Below are 17,528 nucleotides of genomic sequence, written 5' to 3'. Positions count from 1 at the left end.
CGAGGCATCCACGATTTGAAGCGCAACGTCAAGTCGGCGACAATACGCCACCGAATTCGACCACGCCGCGCCCCTCCCGCGCGGTGTCCGATCCAGCCAGACAGCCCGTCCCCGCCTCCGTACGGCGTGGAACGCAGGCGAGGAGCTCTCCCATGCCGTCACGTTTCGAACTGGCCAACGCCATTCGCGCCCTCTCCATGGATGCCGTCCAGAAGGCCAATTCCGGCCACCCCGGCGCGCCCATGGGCATGGCCGACATCGCCGAGGTGCTGTGGAACGACTACCTCAAGCACAACCCGGCCGACCCGAAGTGGCCAGACCGCGACCGTTTCGTGCTCTCCAACGGTCACGGCTCCATGCTGCTCTACTCCCTGCTCCACCTCACCGGCTACGAGCTCGGCCTCGAGGAGCTGCAGAACTTCCGCCAGCTTCATGCCAAGACCGCCGGCCACCCCGAATACGGCTACGCGCCGGGGATCGAGACCACCACCGGCCCGCTGGGCCAGGGCCTGGCCAACGCCGTGGGCATGGCGCTCGCCGAGAAGACCCTGGCGGCCCAGTTCAACCGCCCCGGTCACGACATCGTCGACCACTACACCTATGTATTCGTCGGCGACGGCTGTCTGATGGAGGGCGTCTCTCACGAGGCCTGCTCCCTGGCCGGCACCCAGCAGCTCGGCAAGCTGATCGCCCTCTATGACGACAACGGCATCTCCATCGATGGCGAGGTCGAGGAGTGGTTCACCGAGGACACCGCCAAGCGCTTCGAAGCCTATGGCTGGCACGTGGTACCCAACGTCGACGGCCACAAGCCCGAGGAGATCCAGGCCGCCATCGAGATGGCACGCAGCCAGGATGACAAGCCCAGCCTGATCATCTGCAAGACGATCATCGGCTTCGGCGCCCCCGGCAAGCAGGGTACCGCCGCCACCCATGGCGCCCCGCTCGGCGAGGACGAGGTCGCCGCCGCTCGTCAGCGCCTCGAATGGCCCCACGCGCCCTTCCATGTGCCCGAGGAGATCTATCGTGGCTGGGACGCCAGCGAGGCCGGCCAGACCCAACAGGATAAGTGGCAGGCCCGCTTCGAGCGCTACGCCGAGGCCCACCCGGAGCTGGCTCGCGAGTTTGCTCGCCGCATGGAGTGCAAGCTGCCCACCGCCTTCACCAGCGAAGCCATGGTGCAGCGTGCCCAGGAGAAGGGTGAGTCCATCGCCTCGCGCAAGGCCTCGCTCAACTGCCTCAACGAGCTAGGGCCGCAGCTGCCCGAGCTGCTCGGCGGCAGCGCCGACCTGGCACCCTCGAACCTGACCTTTTGGGAGGGGGCGCAGGCGATCACCCCGCAGACCCCGGAGGGCAACTACCTCCACTACGGGGTCCGCGAGTTCGGCATGGGCGCGATCATGAACGGCATCGTCCTGCACGGCGGCTTCATTCCCTACGGCGCCACCTTCCTGATCTTCATGGAGTACATGCGCAACGCGGTGCGCATGGCGGCCCTGATGGGCAAACGTGCCATCTACGTCTTCACCCATGATTCCATCGGTCTGGGCGAAGACGGTCCCACTCACCAGCCGGTGGAGCAGCTCACCAACCTGCGCACCACCCCCAACCTGGCCACCTGGCGCCCCTGCGACGCCACCGAAACCGCCGCCGCCTGGGATGCCGCCATCAAGCGCAACGCCGGCCCCACGGCGCTGGTACTCTCCCGCCAGGGCCTGCCCCACCAGTCGCGCACCAAGCAGCAGCTGGCCAATATCCAGCGCGGCGGCTATGTGCTGAAAGAGAGCGAGCTCAAGGATTGTGACGCCACCCCCGACCTGATCCTGATCGCCACCGGTTCCGAGGTCGGCCTGGCCATGGACGCCGCCGCCGAGCTGGAGCAGGCCGGCCACGCCGTGCGTGTGGTCTCCATGCCCTCCACCTACCGCTTTGACGCCCAGGATGCCGAGTACCGCGAGAGCGTGTTGCCCAGGGCCGTGACCCGTCGCATCGCCATCGAAGCCGGCCATGCCGACTTCTGGTACAAGTATGTGGGCCTCGACGGTCGCGTGATCGGCATGCGTAGCTATGGCGAGTCTGCCCCGGCGGGCGAGCTGTTCAAGCTCTTCGGCTTCACCGTGGAGAATCTGGTCAAGCAGGCGGGTGAGCTGCTGGAGAAAGAGTGAGTCCCCGGACGCCGCCGGTCACCGAGACTGAACCGCTGTAATGCAAAGGGGGCGCGACCACGGTCGCGCCCCCTTTTGACTTCACTCTTACCCCCTTTTGCAAAAGGAACAACATGTCTGCGCTGCGTGGTTTCCTCTGGCTGATCGGCTTTCTTCTGGCCGGTGAGGCACTGGTGATTCTCACCGGCCTGCCGGTTTCCGCCGGCGTGATCGGCATGCTGCTGCTCACCGCCTGGCTAGCGCTCCACGGCGGCGGCTTCGACGATATCGCCGCCGCGGCCCGGCCGCTGATCGCCGCCCTGGCACTGCTGATCATGCCCGGCGTGGTGGGCATCTTCTTTATCCTCGACGAGCTTGCCGGCCAACTCACCGCCATCCTGGTCGCCCTGCTGCTGGGTACCCTGCTGAGCGTCTTCACCACCCTGTGGTTGATGCGTCGATTGCTGGCAGATGCCACCACCGACAGCCGGGAGGCCTCCCATGAGTGATCTGATCGAGCAGCTGATGACCAACCCCCTCGCCGCCGTGGCACTCACGCTCGCCGCCTACTTCACCGGCGACCGGCTGTTTCGTGCCCTGCGTGCCCCCGCCTGGTGTCCTCCGCTGCTGGTGGCCGCCCTGCTGCTGGCCACCGCGCTATGGCTGCTCGGCATCGACTATGCCGACTACCGTGCGGGAGCCGGCTGGATGACGCTGCTGCTGGGACCGGCCACGGTGGCACTGGGCCTGCCCCTCTACCAGCAGATGGGAAAGATCCGCGAGCTGTGGCGAGCGCTGCTGCTCTGCCTGCCCATCGCCGCCACCATGGCCGCCCTCTACGCGGTAGGCATCGCCTGGGTGATGGGGGCCCCCGCCGAGATCCTCGCCTCGCTGGCCCCCAAGTCGGTCACCGCCCCCATCGCCATCGGCATCACCGAACGCCTGGGCGGCTCGGTGGCGCTGCTGATGGGCGGCCTGCTGGTCACCGGTGTGGCGGCGATCGGCTGCGTCAGCCTGGTGGCACGCTGGCTCGGCATCCAGGATGAGCGCCTGCTCGGCCTGGCGCTGGGCATCAATGGCCATGCCCTGGGCACGGTTCGCGCCTTCGAGATCAGCCCCACCGCCGGTGCCTTCTCCTCGCTGGGCATGAGCCTGACCGGCATCCTCACCGCCCTGCTGCTGCCACTGGCCTGGCGGCTGCCGGGACTCGTCGGCTGAAATACGCTAGAATCGCCGATCTTCACTAACCGCTGGAGAGACGCTCGACGCCATGGCCTATCGCATCGCCATCAACGGTTACGGCCGCATCGGCCAGTGCGTGCTGCGCGCTCTTGTCGAGCGTGCCGAGCCACAGCTCGAGGTGGTGGCCATCAACGAGCTGTCGGGGCTCGACACCATCGCCTACCTGACCCGCTACGACACCACCCATGGCCGCTTCCCGGCGCGGGTCGAGGTCGATGGCGACCATCTGGTGATCGACGGCCGTGGGATCCGCGTGCTCTCCGAGCCCGATCCCCGCCGCCTGCCCTGGCAGGAGCTCAATATCGATCTGGTACTGGAGTGTTCCGGCAGCTTCAAGGATCGCGCCACGGCCGAGTGCCACCTGAACGCCGGCGCCGGCCGGCTGCTGTTCTCCCAGCCTGCGGAGGCCGACGTCGACGCCACCATCGTCAGCGGCATCAACGACCACGAACTGGTCCCCACCCGGCGTATCGTCTCGGCGGCCTCCTGCACCACCAACTGCCTGGTACCGGTGCTCACCGTGCTCGACGAGGCACTCGGCATCGAACACGGCGTCACCACCACCATTCACTCGGCGATGAACGACCAGCCGGTGATCGACGCCTATCACCAGACCGACCTGCGCCTGACCCGCTCGGCGATGCACTCCATCGTTCCGGTGGACACCGGCCTGGCTCGCGGCATCAACCGCCTGATGCCTCACCTGGCCGGTCGCTTCGAGTGCCTGCATATGCGGGTGCCGACCATCAATGTCTCGGCCATGGACCTGGCAATCACGGTGCGCCAGGACACCAGCGCCAGCGAGGTGAACGATCTGCTCGCCGAGGCCAGCCGCGGGCGCCTGGCCGGCCTGCTGGGCTACACCGAGGAGCCCATGGCCTCGGTCGACTTCAACCACGACCCACGCTCCGGTATCGTGGACGCCACCCAGACCCGGGTGGCCGGTGGCCGCCTGATCAAGCTGCTGTGCTGGTTCGACAACGAGTGGGGGTTCGCCAACCGCATGCTCGATGTCACGCGGCGCCTGGCCGCCATGCCCCTCGACGCTCCCTGATCCCCTTACGGTTTCCCCAAGATGAGGAACACCCCCCGATGAACGTGCGCAAGATGACCGACCTCGACCTCAGCGGAAAGCGTGTGCTGATCCGCGAGGACCTCAACGTGCCCGTCAAGAACGGCAAGGTGACCAGCGATGCGCGCCTGCGTGCCGCCCTGCCCTCCATCCAGGCCGCCCTGGATGGCGGCGCCCGGGTGCTGCTGATGAGCCATCTGGGCCGCCCCACCGAAGGCGAGCCCGCCGAGGAGTTCTCGCTGGCGCCGGTGGCCGACCACCTGGGCGAGCTGCTGGGCCGCCCGGTACGGCTGGTCAAGGAGTACCTGGACGGCGGGGTCGAGGTGACCGACGGCGAGGTGGTGCTGCTCGAGAACGTGCGCTTCAACCAGGGTGAGAAGAGGGACAACGAGGCGCTCGCGAAGCAGTATGCCGCCCTCTGCGATATCTACGTGATGGATGCCTTCGGCACCGCCCACCGCGCCCAGGCCTCCACCCACGGCGTGGCACGCTTCGCCTCCGTGGCCTGTGCCGGCCCGCTGCTGGCCGCCGAGCTGGATGCCCTGGAGAAGGCGCTGGCCACTCCGGCCCGCCCCATGGCCGCCATCGTCGGCGGCTCCAAGGTCTCCACCAAGCTGGAGGTGCTGACGGCGCTCTCCGAGAAGTGCGACCAGCTGATCGTCGGCGGCGGCATCGCCAACACCTTTATCGCCGCAGCCGGCCATAACGTGGGCAAGTCGCTGCACGAGGCCGACCTGATCGACCAGGCCAAGGCACTGATGGACAGGGTGGAGATCCCGCTGCCCAGCGATGTGGTGGTGGCCACCGAGTTCTCCGACGCCGCCGAGGCCATCGTCAAGCCGGTGGACCAGGTCGCCGATGACGAGATGATCCTCGATATCGGTCCGGAGAGCGCCACTCGCCTGGCGGACATGTTCAAGGATGCCGGCACCATTCTATGGAACGGTCCGGTCGGCGTCTTCGAGATCGACCAGTTCGGCAAGGGCACCGAAGTGATCTCCCGGGCCATCGCCGACAGCCCGGCCTTCTCCATCGCCGGCGGCGGCGATACCCTGGCGGCCATCGACAAGTATGGTATCGCCGATGCGGTCTCTTATATTTCCACCGGTGGCGGCGCCTTCCTCGAGTATGTCGAGGGCAAGACCCTGCCGGCGGTCGCCGCCCTGGAAGCCGCCGCGGCCCAGGCCTGATAGACTAGACGAATCCCGACACGACTCTACACGCGGCGGCTGCCTCCGGGCGCCGCCGCCACCACGAACGACAGGTGAGAATATGGCACTGATCAGCATGCGCCAGCTGCTGGACCACGCCGCCGAACATGGCTACGGCGTGCCGGCCTTCAACGTCAACAACCTCGAGCAGATGCGCGCCATCATGGAAGCCGCCGACCGCACCGACTCCCCGGTGATCGTCCAGGCCTCTGCCGGTGCCCGCAAGTACGCCGGTGCCCCCTTCCTGCGCCACCTGATCCTGGCCGCAGTGGAAGAGTTTCCGCACATCCCGGTGGTGATGCACCAGGACCACGGCACCAGCCCGGCGGTATGTCAGCGCTCCATCCAGCTGGGCTTCTCCTCGGTGATGATGGACGGCTCCCTGGGCGAGGATGGCAAGACCCCGGCCAGCTACGAATACAACGTCGACGTGACCCGCCGCACCGTGGAGATGGCTCACGCCTGTGGGGTCTCAGTGGAGGGCGAGCTGGGCTGCCTGGGCAGCCTGGAAACCGGCATGGCCGGTGAGGAAGATGGCATCGGCGCCGAGGGCAAGCTGGACATGGAGCAGCTGCTCACCGACCCGGAAGAGGCCGCCGACTTCGTCAAGGCCACCGGTGTCGACGCCCTGGCCATCGCCATCGGCACCAGCCACGGCGCCTACAAGTTCACTCGGCCGCCCACTGGCGACACTCTCTCCATCCAGCGCATCAAGGAGATCCACGCCCGCATCCCCGATACCCACCTGGTGATGCATGGCTCCTCCTCGGTGCCCCAGGAGTGGCTCGAGATCATCAACGCCCACGGCGGTGAGATTCCCGAGACCTACGGCGTGCCCGTCGAGGAGATCATCGAGGGCATCAAGCATGGGGTGCGCAAGGTCAATATCGATACCGACCTGCGTCTGGCCTCCACCGGCGCGGTGCGTCGCTTCCTGGCCGAGAACCCCAGCGAGTTCGACCCGCGCAAGTTCCTCAAGGAGACCGTCACCGCCATGCGCGATCTCTGTATCGATCGCTACGAGGCCTTCGGCACCGCCGGCAACGCGTCCAAGATCAAGCCGATCAATCTGGAAGCGATGTTCGAGCGCTACGCAAGCGGCGAGCTGGACCCCAAGGTGCGCTAAGCATACCTCGCACCTCGCATGATCAACGGGCGGCCTCAGGGCCGCCCGTTTTGTATCTGCCCCTGGTTGATGCTCCACTGCCCGGTGTGACTCGCAAGGGCACGGGCAGAACGCGAGGTGTTATACCTTCAGATACCAGATAATGGTCCCGCTTCGATATTCATCGATGATTGATTAATGGAACGGTGCAGCATGAAGAAACATATCCTGGTCCATGGCCGCCTGACGGACGTCCAGCTGGCGCAGCTCGGCGAACACTTCGAGGTTCAGGTCTGTCAGGGCGCCACCCCTGCCGAGGACCCCGCCTTCCTTGACGCCCTGCCCAGGGCCCATGGTCTGATCGGCAGCGGACTCGTCATCACCCCCGAGTGGCTCGATGCCGCACCAAACCTGGAGGCGATCGCCACCATCTCCGTGGGCTACGACGGCATCCCGGTGGAGGAGCTGACACGGCGCGGCATCCTGCTCTGCAACACGCCCGATGTGCTCACAGAGACCACGGCAGATACCGGCTTCGCGCTGATACTCGCGGCATCTCGCCGCGTGGTCGAACTGGCCGACTTCGTCAGGCGTGGCGACTGGCAGGCCAGCATCGGCGAGGCACAGTTCGGCAGCGACGTGTACGGCAAGACGCTGGGCATGATCGGTTTCGGCCGCATCGGCGCCGCCATCGCGCGCCGCGGTGCCCTGGGGTTCGGCATGCGCGTACTCTACTCCAACGCCTCACCCAAGCCGGCCCTGGAGCAGGAGCTGGGGGCCAAGCGTCGTGAGATGGACGCGCTACTCGAAGAGGCGGATATCATCTGTGTGACCGTCCCCTTGACCGCCGAGACCGAACACCTGATCGGCGCTCGTGAATTCAGCCTGATGAAGCCCTCGGGGATCTTCGTCAATATTGCCCGCGGCCGAGTGGTGCGGGAGGCAGACCTGATCGCGGCGCTGGAGAAGGGCCAGGTGCGTGCCGCCGGGCTCGATGTCTTCGAGCAGGAGCCGCTCTCCCCCGAGTCCCCCCTGCCCCATATGCCCAACGTGGTCGCCCTGCCGCATATCGGCTCCGCAACTCGCGAGACCCGGGATGCCATGGCACAGCGTGCCGTGGACAACATCAGCCGGGCACTACAGGGGCAGCGTCCCATCAGCCTGGTCAACGAGGAGGCCTGGAGGCCCTGAGCCGCCTAGAAGCAGGTCGCCACGGACTCAGTAACCGTCAACGTCTCGTCCACCAGCAGCAGGTGGCGCCACTTGTCGAAGGTCAGGCAGGGGTGGGAGGTGCCGAAGGCGATAACATCACCGACCGCGAGTTCGGCACTACCCATCTCGGAATCATGGGGGATCTCCAGGAAGAGGTGCTGATCCATGATATGCGTGGCGCGCCAGCTACTAGGCGCAGTCACCGCCCCGTCCATCGTTGCGAGCGTGTCGCGCGGATAGTGCCGCAACGGCAGCGGCATGTCCGGCTCGTGACCGATATCGCGCTTGCCCAGGCCCACGATGGCCAGTCCCGGCTCGGGCAGTGACTGCACATGGGCGAACACCTCCAGCGCCGGCTGCAGCTCGCCCTGGAGGTGCGGGTCGCGCGCCTTCACCTCGGCCATGGCGTCGGCATAGAGCCTGTGGTCATGCACCACATAGCACCCCGGCCGCAGCACCGGTGTGTAGTGTTCCCTCAACTCCGCCTCGTCGAAGGCCTGGGCAATCAGATCGAACCACCGGGAGCCCGCCGCGGTGACGATGGGCGCCTCGCTTGCCAGCACCCCGCTGCCGTGCAGTACCTTGACGGTCTCGACCAGCCGCTCCCCATAGGCACGCACCGCCGCGACCTCGTCGCCGCCGGCGATCAGACCCTCATAGCCCTCTATGCCGACCAGGCGCAGGGCGGGCTGCTCGGCGATCGCCGCCACCAGCGCCTCGACCTGGGCGGTAGTGCGGCAGCCACAGCGCCCGCCGGGCACACCGAGCTCGATCAGCACATTGAGGTGCAGGCCCCGATCGGCGAAGAAGCGCCCCAGCTGGCCCACGTTGTCGCTGCTGTCCACCACGCAGTAGAACTCCGCCCCGGCCTGGATCAGCCCCGCCACCATGGCCATATTGGCCTCTCCCACCAGCTGGTTGGCCATCAGCAGTCGCGTCACCCCATGGGCGAAGGCGGCTCGACACTGGGGTGCGGTGGCCAGGGTAATGCCCCAGGCGCCGGTCTCGAGCTGGCGCCGGAACAGCGTCGGGCTCATGGTGGTCTTGCCGTGGGGAGCCAGTCGGGCACCATGGGCCTCGGCGAAGCGCTGCATCCAGATCAGGTTATGGGCCAGGGGCGCCTCATGAATCACCGCCGCCGGTAGGCTGACACCTGTAAGCAGCGCCGAGCTGGTCTCGACGCGCCCCTTGTCGCAGTGCAGTCCCACTTCGCTCATTACAGACCCTCTCCTCGTATCGGGGCGGCGGTAGCCACATGCCCCATGACCAATAGCGTAAACGGCCCCACCGTTGGTTCGGGGGGCCGCTGCCTTGTATTGTCTCCGAGCTCTGCGTGACGTGCTACCGCTTCAGCCGGGGCAACACTCCCCCCTTCTTGCCAGTACCGGGCGCCCTGTGCATGACCTCGCGCCCGGCGCGCCTGCCCACCACCCGGGCGACTCCCACCAGCACGCCGGTGGCGGCGCCCCACAGCAGGGCCTGACGCCACTCCACGTCAGGCTCATCGGGATTTTCCGGTGGGGTCTCGCCCACCTCTTTCTGGTAGGCCTTGTCCGCCGCCTTGCGGGCCATCATGCTGGCCGCCACCGCCGCGGCGGAACCGGCCAGCGACCAGAGGGTGTCCTGCTTCATGCTGTACCTCGCCTGCTGGGTGTGAATCTCACCGGAGGGATCATCGATCAGGAAACGACCGCTCCGGGCCTTGCTTCATGCTAGTCGACACTGACCTGGAAAACGCGCGCCAGGCCAACGCCACCACCTGTGTGAACCATACCGCCCCTGTGCAAGCCTCGGGCGTCATGTTCGAGGGTGCCGGCTGTCCGACGTGTTATCACGGCAACGCTCCCCAAACCTATCGGCAAACCATGTGAACACATAGCCACGCGGTGGATCGACCCCCGTCAGCACATAATGAAGCGTATAGGGATTATGGAGCGTCGCCTGCAGCATGGGCTCCGCCGCCTGGACTCCGCAGAAGAGCAGCTCATCCCCCGCCGCGAGGGGAAAGTCGGCGTCCGGTAGCATGATCGACTGCCCCTCACGGCGAATGGCCAGCATTTCGCACGGTAGCGCTTGTGAGAAGGCGCGCGCATCGCGACACAGGGCCCCGGGCGTGACCACGCCCTCCTCGCTCAGGAGTCGAGTCACGGCCGGCGCCTCGTCCGGGTTCAGTCTGACCGACCACAGGTGTGGGGGTTCGTCACCGACGGCCACCTGCAGTCGAGCCACCAGTGCCTCCGTCTGGTTCGGCTCCCGCTGCGCCAGCCAGTCGATCAACTCCTGGATCAGCGGCGAGATCAGCAGCTTCAGGATACGGCGCGCCGTCGTCAGGCTGTGCTGAAGGACCAGATCGGTCCTGGCGGCATCGAAGACTACCTGATTCTCATGGCTGTTCTGACGCACGATGCGGAATACATCGGGATTGAGCTCATTGACCGACAGCAGCGTGCTGAGATTGTCGGCATCGCGATTCATCGCGGCAACGATACCGGCAGCGTCTCCGATCCCGGCCGCCTCCAGCGACGAGTGGTCGGCCTGGGCCAACACCGGATCCTTCTCTGTCTCGGTTGCCTCACCCTCCTCGCCTGGATCGATAACGCGGACGCCGATGCCATGGTCGTGAAGACAACGATGGATTCGGTGGCCCATTCGGCCGAACCCGCACAGGATCCACTCCCCCTGGGGCACCCGCAACGGGCTGCCGAGCGTCACGCCGGGTGCTCCGACGAACCATGCATTGAGGTTATGCAGTTCGGAGCGTGCGATCACCCAGTAGAGAAGCTGCGCGAAGATCGCGAAGGGATCGACCACCGTGACATTGTCCAGCGCTTGTAGCGTGCCGCCATGACGCGTCGATGTGGAACGGCAGATGACCTGAAGCCTCGGGTTCAGGTGCCGTGCCATCACCGCAATCTTGAGATTGGTGTCGTCATCATTGGTCAATGTCACCAGGGCTCGACAGGCGGGGTGCTCGACACCCGCCGCCAGGAGATGCTTGGGTGCACCGGCATCCGCGCAGAGCCCCGGCATCGCCACCGTGTAGTCGCGTACCCCCAGCGCCTTGATGCGCTCCGGGTCCACATCGAGAATCACCGCTCGCATGCGATGGTCGCTCAGCCCCCGGGCAAGCAGGCTGCCGGCATCACCGAAACCGCACAGGATGACGAAAGGCTCCGCGTTACGCCTGACCTTGCGCGCGAACCGGAACCCCTCCATGGACTGGATGAAGTGAGGGTTCTGAACTAGGTTGATCAGCGACCCAATCGCATAGAACCAGGCGATGGCACCGGTATAGAGGCAGAAGATCGTCCACAGGCGCTGTTCATCGCTGAAACCGTTGGGTAGTTCGCCAAAGCCGGTCGTGGTCGCCGTATAGGTAAAGAAGTAGAAGGCGTGGAAGAGGTCCATATGGGTCGTTTCACCATCGACGACCCGCCCCGGCATCAGGACCATGCCGATGATCCCCAACGAATAGACGAAGAGCAGCACGAACAGCGGCCGGCGCATGTAGCGCAGCAGGATCATTCCTACACGGTCGAGATCGGAAGTGGTCGTCATCGGCTCGTTCGCTCAACTAGCGCCGCGATAACAGCGTATCGCCGACCAGGATTGCCGTTGCGATGATATTCGCCACCAGCGCCCCCCTGGCGATCGAGATGATATCGGCCATCGCACCCGCTTCCGGCACGCCCCAGCCACTGGGCACCGTGACGATCCAGATGATACGCGCCGTGATCAGCAAGGCCCCCGCTACCAGCCCGGATGCCAACAGCAAGGCGCCAGTCTCGGAGCGATCCCCCAGCTTCAGGCCGATCGCCACCAGGTTGGCGATGATGGCAAGGGTGAGAATCCACACATTATGATGCGCTGCCGCCTCGAGGCCATGCGCAACGAAGGCGGCATTGAGGCTCAGGGTGAGGATGATGAAGAAACCGAAGACGACACGTTCGAAATTCATTGGCTGCTTCCTACCGAGACGCGTCGTCAGTATAGGTGGGTGGCCTCTAAGACCGCGAATACCAGCGCCGTGACCCCATGACATCCCGTTTTTCGGAATATTTATGAACAGTGTTCAAAAATCAGCGTAACTGGGCTTTAATAATGGGCAGGTGACCCCGACATCTGTAACAATGGATTTATAACGCCCTGTTTCCTCGTGAGGCCCGGTGATGGCACATCCACTCTGCCTGCTCTTCGACTGCGACGGCACCCTGGTCGATAGCGAGCCGCTGCTCGCCGACGAGATGGCCACGGCGCTGAATGCCGTGGGCCTGCCGTTCCAGGCCACCGACTATATCGGCGAGTTCCGCGGGGCGCGCTTCCGACGCATCGTCGCCGAGCTGGAGAGTCGTCATGGCCGCGTCGATCCCGACGTGCTGGGGCCACTGGAAACCAGCATGCGAGCCAACCTCGACCGGCGTCTGGCGACAGAGCTCATTCCCATCGAAGGGGCCACCGAGGCGCTGGCGGCCCTGTCGACGTTTCCCATGGGCGTGGTCTCCAACGGGCCCGAGAACAAGATCCGCACCTCGCTGGTGGCCACTGGCCTGGATACCCTGTTCGGCGATCACCTGTTCAGTGCCTACACCGCCAACTGCTGGAAACCGGACCCCTGCCTCTATCTGCATGCGGCACAGGGGATGGGCTACTCTCCGCACCACTGCCTGGCCATCGAGGATTCGGTGGTCGGCGTCAAGGCGGCCCTCGATGCCGGCATGCTGGTGGTCCACCTCAACCGCTTCCCCGATGCGGAAATCACCCCCGAGGGTGCCATCATGATTACCAGCATGTTCCAGCTGCCCACGGTGGTGGCGCACCTTTCACGCGATCTGGAATCACGCACCGCCATGCGCTGAGGGTCATGCAGATCGCAGCCACAGCCGCTATCATCCCCGTCTGAAGCCCCCACCCCGGAAGTCACACCATGTCATCCCTCCAGGACCAGCTGCGCGGCCTCGTCTACTCCACCGAGCATGGCGAGACCTGTCCGGACTGCCGCCAACCCGTCGCCGACTGTCGCTGTGCCGAGCAGGCGGAACAGGCACGCCTCGCCGAGCTCGACGGCATCGTGCGGATTCGCCGCGAGACCAGCGGCCGCAAGGGAAAGGGCGTCACCACGATCAGTGGCGTACCACTGCCCGAGGCCGAGCTCAAGCGTCTGGCCAAGCTGTTGAAGAAACGCTGCGGCACCGGCGGCGCCGTCAAGGAGGGGGTGATCGAGATTCAGGGCGACCACCGCGAGACACTCAAGGCAGAGCTCGAGAGCCGCGGCTACACGGTCAAGCTGGCCGGCGGTTGAGCCTCCCCTCGACAAGCCGGCCTTCCAGCCGCCCGACCAACGCCCCGAGCGAGGCATCTACCGGGGCCGCCACCTTCAGAGTATAGAGGTCGTCGGCGCGGGTACGCCCCAGGTTGAGGCAGGCGATGGGCTTACTCTGCTGTGCCGCGGCCCGCGCGAAGCGAAAGCCCGAATAGACCATCAGCGAGGAGCCCACCACCAGCAGGGCATCGCACTCCTCGATCAGGGCAAAGGCGCGCTCGACCACACCACGCGGCACGCTGTCACCGAAGAACACCACATCGGGCTTCCAGATACCGTCGCCGCAGCGCGAACAGTCGGGCACCCGGAAGGTGGAGAAGTCCGCTTCCAGATCGGCATCCCCGTCCGGCGCCGCGGCCGCGCCGAGGGTCGCCCAGTGCGGATTGAGGCTCTCGAGTTCCGCGTGCAGGGCATGACGCATGCGGCTGGAGCCGCATCCCATGCAGCGCACCCGGTCGGCGCGACCATGCAGATCGATCACCCGTCGCGAGCCGGCGCACTGATGCAGGCCATCCACGTTCTGGGTGATCATCCCGCGAACATGTCCCAGGCTCTCGAGTCGCGCCAGGGCCTGGTGAGCCGCATTGGGCCGTGCCTCGTCCAGGGTGCGAAAGCCCACCAGGGCGCGGGCCCAGTAACGCTGTCGGGCGGCATGACTGCCCATGAACTGGCGATGTTCCATGGGCGGCGAACGCTTCCACTCGCCGGCGGCATCGCGATAATCGGGAATGCCGCTGGCGGTGCTGATGCCGGCCCCACCGAGCACCGCCAGCCGTGGATGGCGCTCGACAAACTCGACGAGTGCCGCCAGCTCTGCCTCGCTGGTCTCGGGTTTCACCTGTGCTGCCGTCATCCTGATGCCTCGCTGTCTGCGCCAAACAGAGCATGGCCCCGCACGGGGCAGGTTGTCTAGAATGGGCCTCTCGCCGCTTCCCCCTAGCAAGGAATCCCGATGGCCTGGCTGGAATACCTGCTACCCCTGATCTTTCTGTTTCCGCTCGCCGCCATGGGGGGAATCGTCGTGGCGCTTCGTAATCTTCATGATGCACGAGTGCACTCGCCCTTCGATGCGCAACCGCTGCGTGAACCCGGCCAGCAGCTGCGCGACCGTCTCGACGACGCCTTCGCCGGGCTCTACCTGAGTGGCGCCCTGGGCCCCATCATCACGCTTGCCCCGCTGGTCTACGGCATGGGCCGCATGCTCCTTGCCACAGAACAGATCTGGGTGGAGTGGGCCTTCTACGGCGCGCTGAGCACCCTGCTGGTGCTGACCTTCAGCTTTCGACTGATGCGGGACTTTCAGCGCATCCGCCGCCTCAAGCTGGGACTGGCCTGCGAACTGGCAGTCGGCCAGGAGCTGGAGCGGCTGGTGCGCCCGGAGGCCCACCCCTTCTACGTCTTCCACGATGTGCCGGCGGCCGATACACGCATCGATCACGTGGTGGTCACGCCCTGTGGCGTCTTCGTGGTGGAGACCCGAGCCCGCTCCCGCCCCTTTACCCCCTCCGGAGAAGAGCAATACCGGCTCGTGGTAGAACCCTCGCGGCTGCGCTTCCCGGGCTGGAGCGAGCGCACACCGCTGAGCAGGACTCGCGAGCTGGCGCGCTGGATGGCCGAGTGGCTGAGCTCACGCACCGGCCGCAGGGTACCGGTGATGGGCGTATTGACCCTTCCCGGCTGGCAGGTGGATGCCAGCCAGGGACCCGACGACCTGCTGGTGGTCAGCGGCGACCAGCTGGCCAGTCGCCTGGCCGAACTGTGTCCCGGCGACTTCGACGCCGCCACCCACGACGCGGTCATCGCCACCCTGCTAGAGCATGCCGGGGCGAGTCAGGCACCAGGCGAGTAGCCTGGCCAACGTTCATTGAACCTGCTTGCCTCTGTATGGCGTCACGGCACCATCGATGAGCTCAGGATAATTCTGATCACACGTCGTGGCGGCCACCGGCTGGTGTACCACTACTCATCGTCTCAGCAGAGACGAGATCCAACGACTAGCCTCGACAACCACGCACCGGCACAGCTATTTCTAGGAAAATCACCAGGCTTTCTGCCCCGCACAAGCGCTTCGCTTATTGCTTGTATTGGTTGTATTGCTTGAATCGCTTGTATTGCTTGAAATCAGGAAAAACGCACTGCTTATCGCAATTCATTCCTTCTGTGGCACACAACCAATGCTTGGCCAGGCAGTCCAATACTTGCATGATCCTGTAAATGGTGAATGTCATGAAGATTCAGACAACTGTGCTGTTCTTCGCAGCCGTCCTCGTCTCGGGTTTCGCCTTTGCCGAGCAAGGATCTGCCATATCGAACGAGTCACTGGTCATCGCCTCAACCAATACCGGGCAAAAAAGCTTCAACAATAACGACCTGAATGGTGATGGCCAGATCTCAAGAGTAGAAGCCAGGGCGGGAAACCTGCCCAGACTTTTTATTTTCATGGACAAGAACGGTGACAACATGATCTCTCGGAAGGAGTTCAATTTTACCGAGCACTGATCATGCCCCGACCCGAGAGAAGGAGAAGCCTTGGCTTCTCCTTTTCTGCGACAGATACGCCTCGAGACTGATCTTGCTCAACCGCAGTGGACACCTCACCTAGACAGTGAAGGGCGCGCTGCATCTGCCATAAGCTCAATCCCCACGCAGTCGTCCCCCCATCTCCTGCGCCAGGTCCACGGCGTAGTGATCGGTCATGCCGCCGATAAAGTCGAGCATGCGTCGATAGCTGTCGTAGAGGCTCCATGAGGAGCGTGGCGTATTCTCGCCGATCAGCGCCAGCACCCGCTGGTGCTTGAAGGTCGACCTGCCGGTGTAGTGAAGCTCATGGGCCGCACCGATAAAGGCCTCGAGCAGGATACCCAGGGTGGTGTAGGCGCCGATCTCGAGCTTGGCCTTGCGCTCGTTCTGGAAGATACGCTCCCGGGCCAGCTGCTTGGCCGCCTTCACCCCCCAGTCCAGATCGGGATGACACAACTCCAGCAGATCTGCCTGCAGTCGCCCCCCCAGCAGTTCCGCCTCATGCTGCACAAACACCGCCCCCACGTCGTTGACCGCGCGCTCCATGGCCGCCCCGCGCAGGGCCGCGATGCGCCGACGCTGGGAGACCCCCTGGCGCTGCATGGCGGTGTAGTCTCTCGGGGCCCCACCGGCGATCTGGATCAGGATCTCGGCGACTTCGTCATAGCGAAGGATGTCCATCTCCAGACCATCCTCCAGGTCGAGCAGGGCATAGCAGATATCGTCGGCGGCCTCCACCAGCCAGGCCAGGGGGTGGCGGCACCAGCGCCCCTCTCCCCTGGGCAGCAGCCCCAGCCGCTCGACCACCTCGACCAGCAGCTCGCGCTCGCTCTGGTAGCAGCCGAACTTGCCCTCCGTCCCACCATGCTCCACCGTCCAGGGGTACTTGAGCAGGGTTCCCAGGGTCGCCGTGGTCAGGCGCATGCCGCCACGGAACTGGTTGTACTCGATCTGGGTGACCACCCGGAAGCCCTGGGCATTGCCCTCGTAGGTCAACAGGTCCTCGCGCTCCAGGGGTGACAGCCCCTCGAGCAATCCCTTGCCATCGGCCTCGGCGCGCTTGAACCAGTCGCGGATGGCGTACTCGCCGGCATGGCCGAAGGGCGGGTTACCGATATCGTGACCGAGGCAGGCGGCCTGAACGATCACTCCCAGGTCGGCGGGTGTGATCCATGCCGGCAGCCGGCCGCTCAGCCCCTCGCCGACGATCATGCCCAGCGAGCGCCCCACACAGCCAACCTCCAGCGAGTGGGTCAGTCGTGTATGGATATGGTCATTGTCGGTCAACGGGTGGACCTGGGTCTTGCGCCCCAGGCGCCGGAAGGAGCCGGCGAAGACGATCCGGTCGTGATCCTTGTGGAAGGGGCTGCGGCCGATCTCACCGCGGCCGTTTCCGGGGCGCGCGCCGCGTCGGTCATGCAGCCGTCCCGGGTCGAGCAACCGCTCCCAGCTCATCTGCGTCATGGGTAATCTCTCCTTGGAAGCCCCATTCTGGCACCGGCGGATGCAACCTGGCCATCGCGATGCACCACGCCCGACCAATATCGTTTCGCCTACTAACGAATTTCCATAGAATCGTCTGCCCAGACCGCGTCATTCAGCAAGAACACCAGGCAAGAATGGAATCAGACCGCAGGCTCGCCTGGCAGCATCCCGCTCGACGCGGCCCCGACGCCACAAACAACTGACAAGGCAGACGCTT

Annotated in this window: 17 protein-coding genes; 11 read left to right on the top strand and 6 right to left on the bottom strand. The window is 65.3% G+C overall.

The window, feature by feature from the left end:
* The first annotated feature begins 152 nt into the window (after window positions 1-152).
* From tkt to GRB80_RS06675, 7 genes are all read left to right on the top strand, one after another.
* Window positions 153-2,165 carry a transketolase gene (gene tkt / locus GRB80_RS06705; protein WP_161422991.1) on the top strand — a complete coding sequence of 671 codons (2,013 nt, stop codon included), beginning with the start codon at window positions 153-155 and terminating at the stop codon, window positions 2,163-2,165.
* A gap of 113 nt (window positions 2,166-2,278) precedes the next feature.
* Complete coding sequence (locus tag GRB80_RS06700; protein WP_161422990.1) at window positions 2,279-2,653, top strand: CidA/LrgA family protein; 375 nt, start codon at window positions 2,279-2,281, stop codon at window positions 2,651-2,653.
* The gene (locus tag GRB80_RS06695; protein WP_161422989.1) at window positions 2,646-3,362 is read left to right on the top strand and encodes an LrgB family protein; all 717 of its coding nucleotides are present in this window, start codon (window positions 2,646-2,648) and stop codon (window positions 3,360-3,362) included. The genes GRB80_RS06700 and GRB80_RS06695 overlap by 8 nt, the downstream gene beginning before the upstream one ends.
* A 52-nt stretch (window positions 3,363-3,414) precedes the next feature.
* Window positions 3,415-4,440: a type I glyceraldehyde-3-phosphate dehydrogenase gene (locus GRB80_RS06690; protein ID WP_161422988.1), complete on the top strand. Its 1,026-nt coding sequence runs from the start codon at window positions 3,415-3,417 to the stop codon at window positions 4,438-4,440.
* A gap of 38 nt (window positions 4,441-4,478) precedes the next feature.
* Complete coding sequence (locus tag GRB80_RS06685; RefSeq protein ID WP_161422987.1) at window positions 4,479-5,648, top strand: phosphoglycerate kinase; 1,170 nt, start codon at window positions 4,479-4,481, stop codon at window positions 5,646-5,648.
* A gap of 82 nt (window positions 5,649-5,730) precedes the next feature.
* Entirely contained in the window at window positions 5,731-6,795 is a 1,065-nt protein-coding gene (gene fba / locus GRB80_RS06680; protein ID WP_161422986.1) for a class II fructose-bisphosphate aldolase, read from the top strand.
* Window positions 6,796-6,987: 192 nt separating this feature from the next.
* Entirely contained in the window at window positions 6,988-7,965 is a 978-nt protein-coding gene (locus GRB80_RS06675) for a 2-hydroxyacid dehydrogenase (RefSeq protein ID WP_161422985.1), read from the top strand.
* Window positions 7,966-7,970: 5 nt separating this feature from the next.
* Here the strand turns inward: GRB80_RS06675 and GRB80_RS06670 are convergent, their stop codons facing one another.
* The 4 genes from GRB80_RS06670 to GRB80_RS06655 all read right to left on the bottom strand — a co-directional run bounded on the left by GRB80_RS06670 (window position 7,971) and on the right by GRB80_RS06655 (window position 11,944).
* A complete protein-coding gene (locus GRB80_RS06670) occupies window positions 7,971-9,203 on the bottom strand; it encodes an amino acid deaminase (protein ID WP_161422984.1) in 1,233 nt (410 codons plus the stop codon).
* A 124-nt stretch (window positions 9,204-9,327) separates the two neighbouring features.
* Window positions 9,328-9,618, bottom strand: a complete 291-nt coding sequence (locus GRB80_RS06665) for a DUF4235 domain-containing protein (RefSeq protein ID WP_132041585.1) — start codon at window positions 9,616-9,618, stop codon at window positions 9,328-9,330.
* 165 nt (window positions 9,619-9,783) lie between these two features.
* Entirely contained in the window at window positions 9,784-11,544 is a 1,761-nt protein-coding gene (locus tag GRB80_RS06660; protein WP_161422983.1) for a potassium channel family protein, read from the bottom strand.
* A gap of 16 nt (window positions 11,545-11,560) precedes the next feature.
* A complete protein-coding gene (locus GRB80_RS06655; protein WP_132041587.1) occupies window positions 11,561-11,944 on the bottom strand; it encodes a DUF6394 family protein in 384 nt (127 codons plus the stop codon).
* A 211-nt stretch (window positions 11,945-12,155) separates the two neighbouring features.
* On the opposite strand from GRB80_RS06655, the gene GRB80_RS06650 reads away from it, so the two are divergent.
* Both GRB80_RS06650 and GRB80_RS06645 read left to right on the top strand, forming a co-directional pair.
* On the top strand, window positions 12,156-12,842 hold the full coding sequence (locus GRB80_RS06650; RefSeq protein ID WP_161422982.1) for an HAD-IA family hydrolase: 687 nt from the start codon (window positions 12,156-12,158) through the stop codon (window positions 12,840-12,842).
* 68 nt (window positions 12,843-12,910) lie between these two features.
* On the top strand, window positions 12,911-13,285 hold the full coding sequence (locus tag GRB80_RS06645; RefSeq protein WP_132041589.1) for a translation initiation factor Sui1: 375 nt from the start codon (window positions 12,911-12,913) through the stop codon (window positions 13,283-13,285).
* Here the strand turns inward: GRB80_RS06645 and GRB80_RS06640 are convergent.
* Window positions 13,266-14,159, bottom strand: a complete 894-nt coding sequence (locus tag GRB80_RS06640; RefSeq protein ID WP_161422981.1) for an NAD-dependent protein deacetylase — start codon at window positions 14,157-14,159, stop codon at window positions 13,266-13,268. The two genes, GRB80_RS06645 and GRB80_RS06640, sit on opposite strands and share 20 nt — an antisense overlap.
* A gap of 99 nt (window positions 14,160-14,258) precedes the next feature.
* On the opposite strand from GRB80_RS06640, the gene GRB80_RS06635 reads away from it, so the two are divergent.
* A complete protein-coding gene (locus GRB80_RS06635) occupies window positions 14,259-15,155 on the top strand; it encodes a nuclease-related domain-containing protein (protein ID WP_132041591.1) in 897 nt (298 codons plus the stop codon).
* Window positions 15,156-15,532: 377 nt separating this feature from the next.
* Complete coding sequence (locus GRB80_RS06630; RefSeq protein WP_161422980.1) at window positions 15,533-15,805, top strand: EF-hand domain-containing protein; 273 nt, start codon at window positions 15,533-15,535, stop codon at window positions 15,803-15,805.
* Between the two features lie 135 nt (window positions 15,806-15,940).
* On the opposite strand, the gene GRB80_RS06625 is transcribed toward GRB80_RS06630, so the two are convergent.
* The gene (locus GRB80_RS06625) at window positions 15,941-17,290 is read right to left on the bottom strand and encodes a deoxyguanosinetriphosphate triphosphohydrolase (RefSeq protein WP_161422979.1); all 1,350 of its coding nucleotides are present in this window, start codon (window positions 17,288-17,290) and stop codon (window positions 15,941-15,943) included.
* Between the last annotated feature and the right edge of the window lie 238 nt (window positions 17,291-17,528).

It is taken from the genome of Halomonas icarae (assembly GCF_009901955.1).
GTDB lineage: Bacteria > Pseudomonadota > Gammaproteobacteria > Pseudomonadales > Halomonadaceae > Halomonas > Halomonas icarae.
This window is presented reverse-complemented; position numbering and strand designations above follow the sequence as displayed.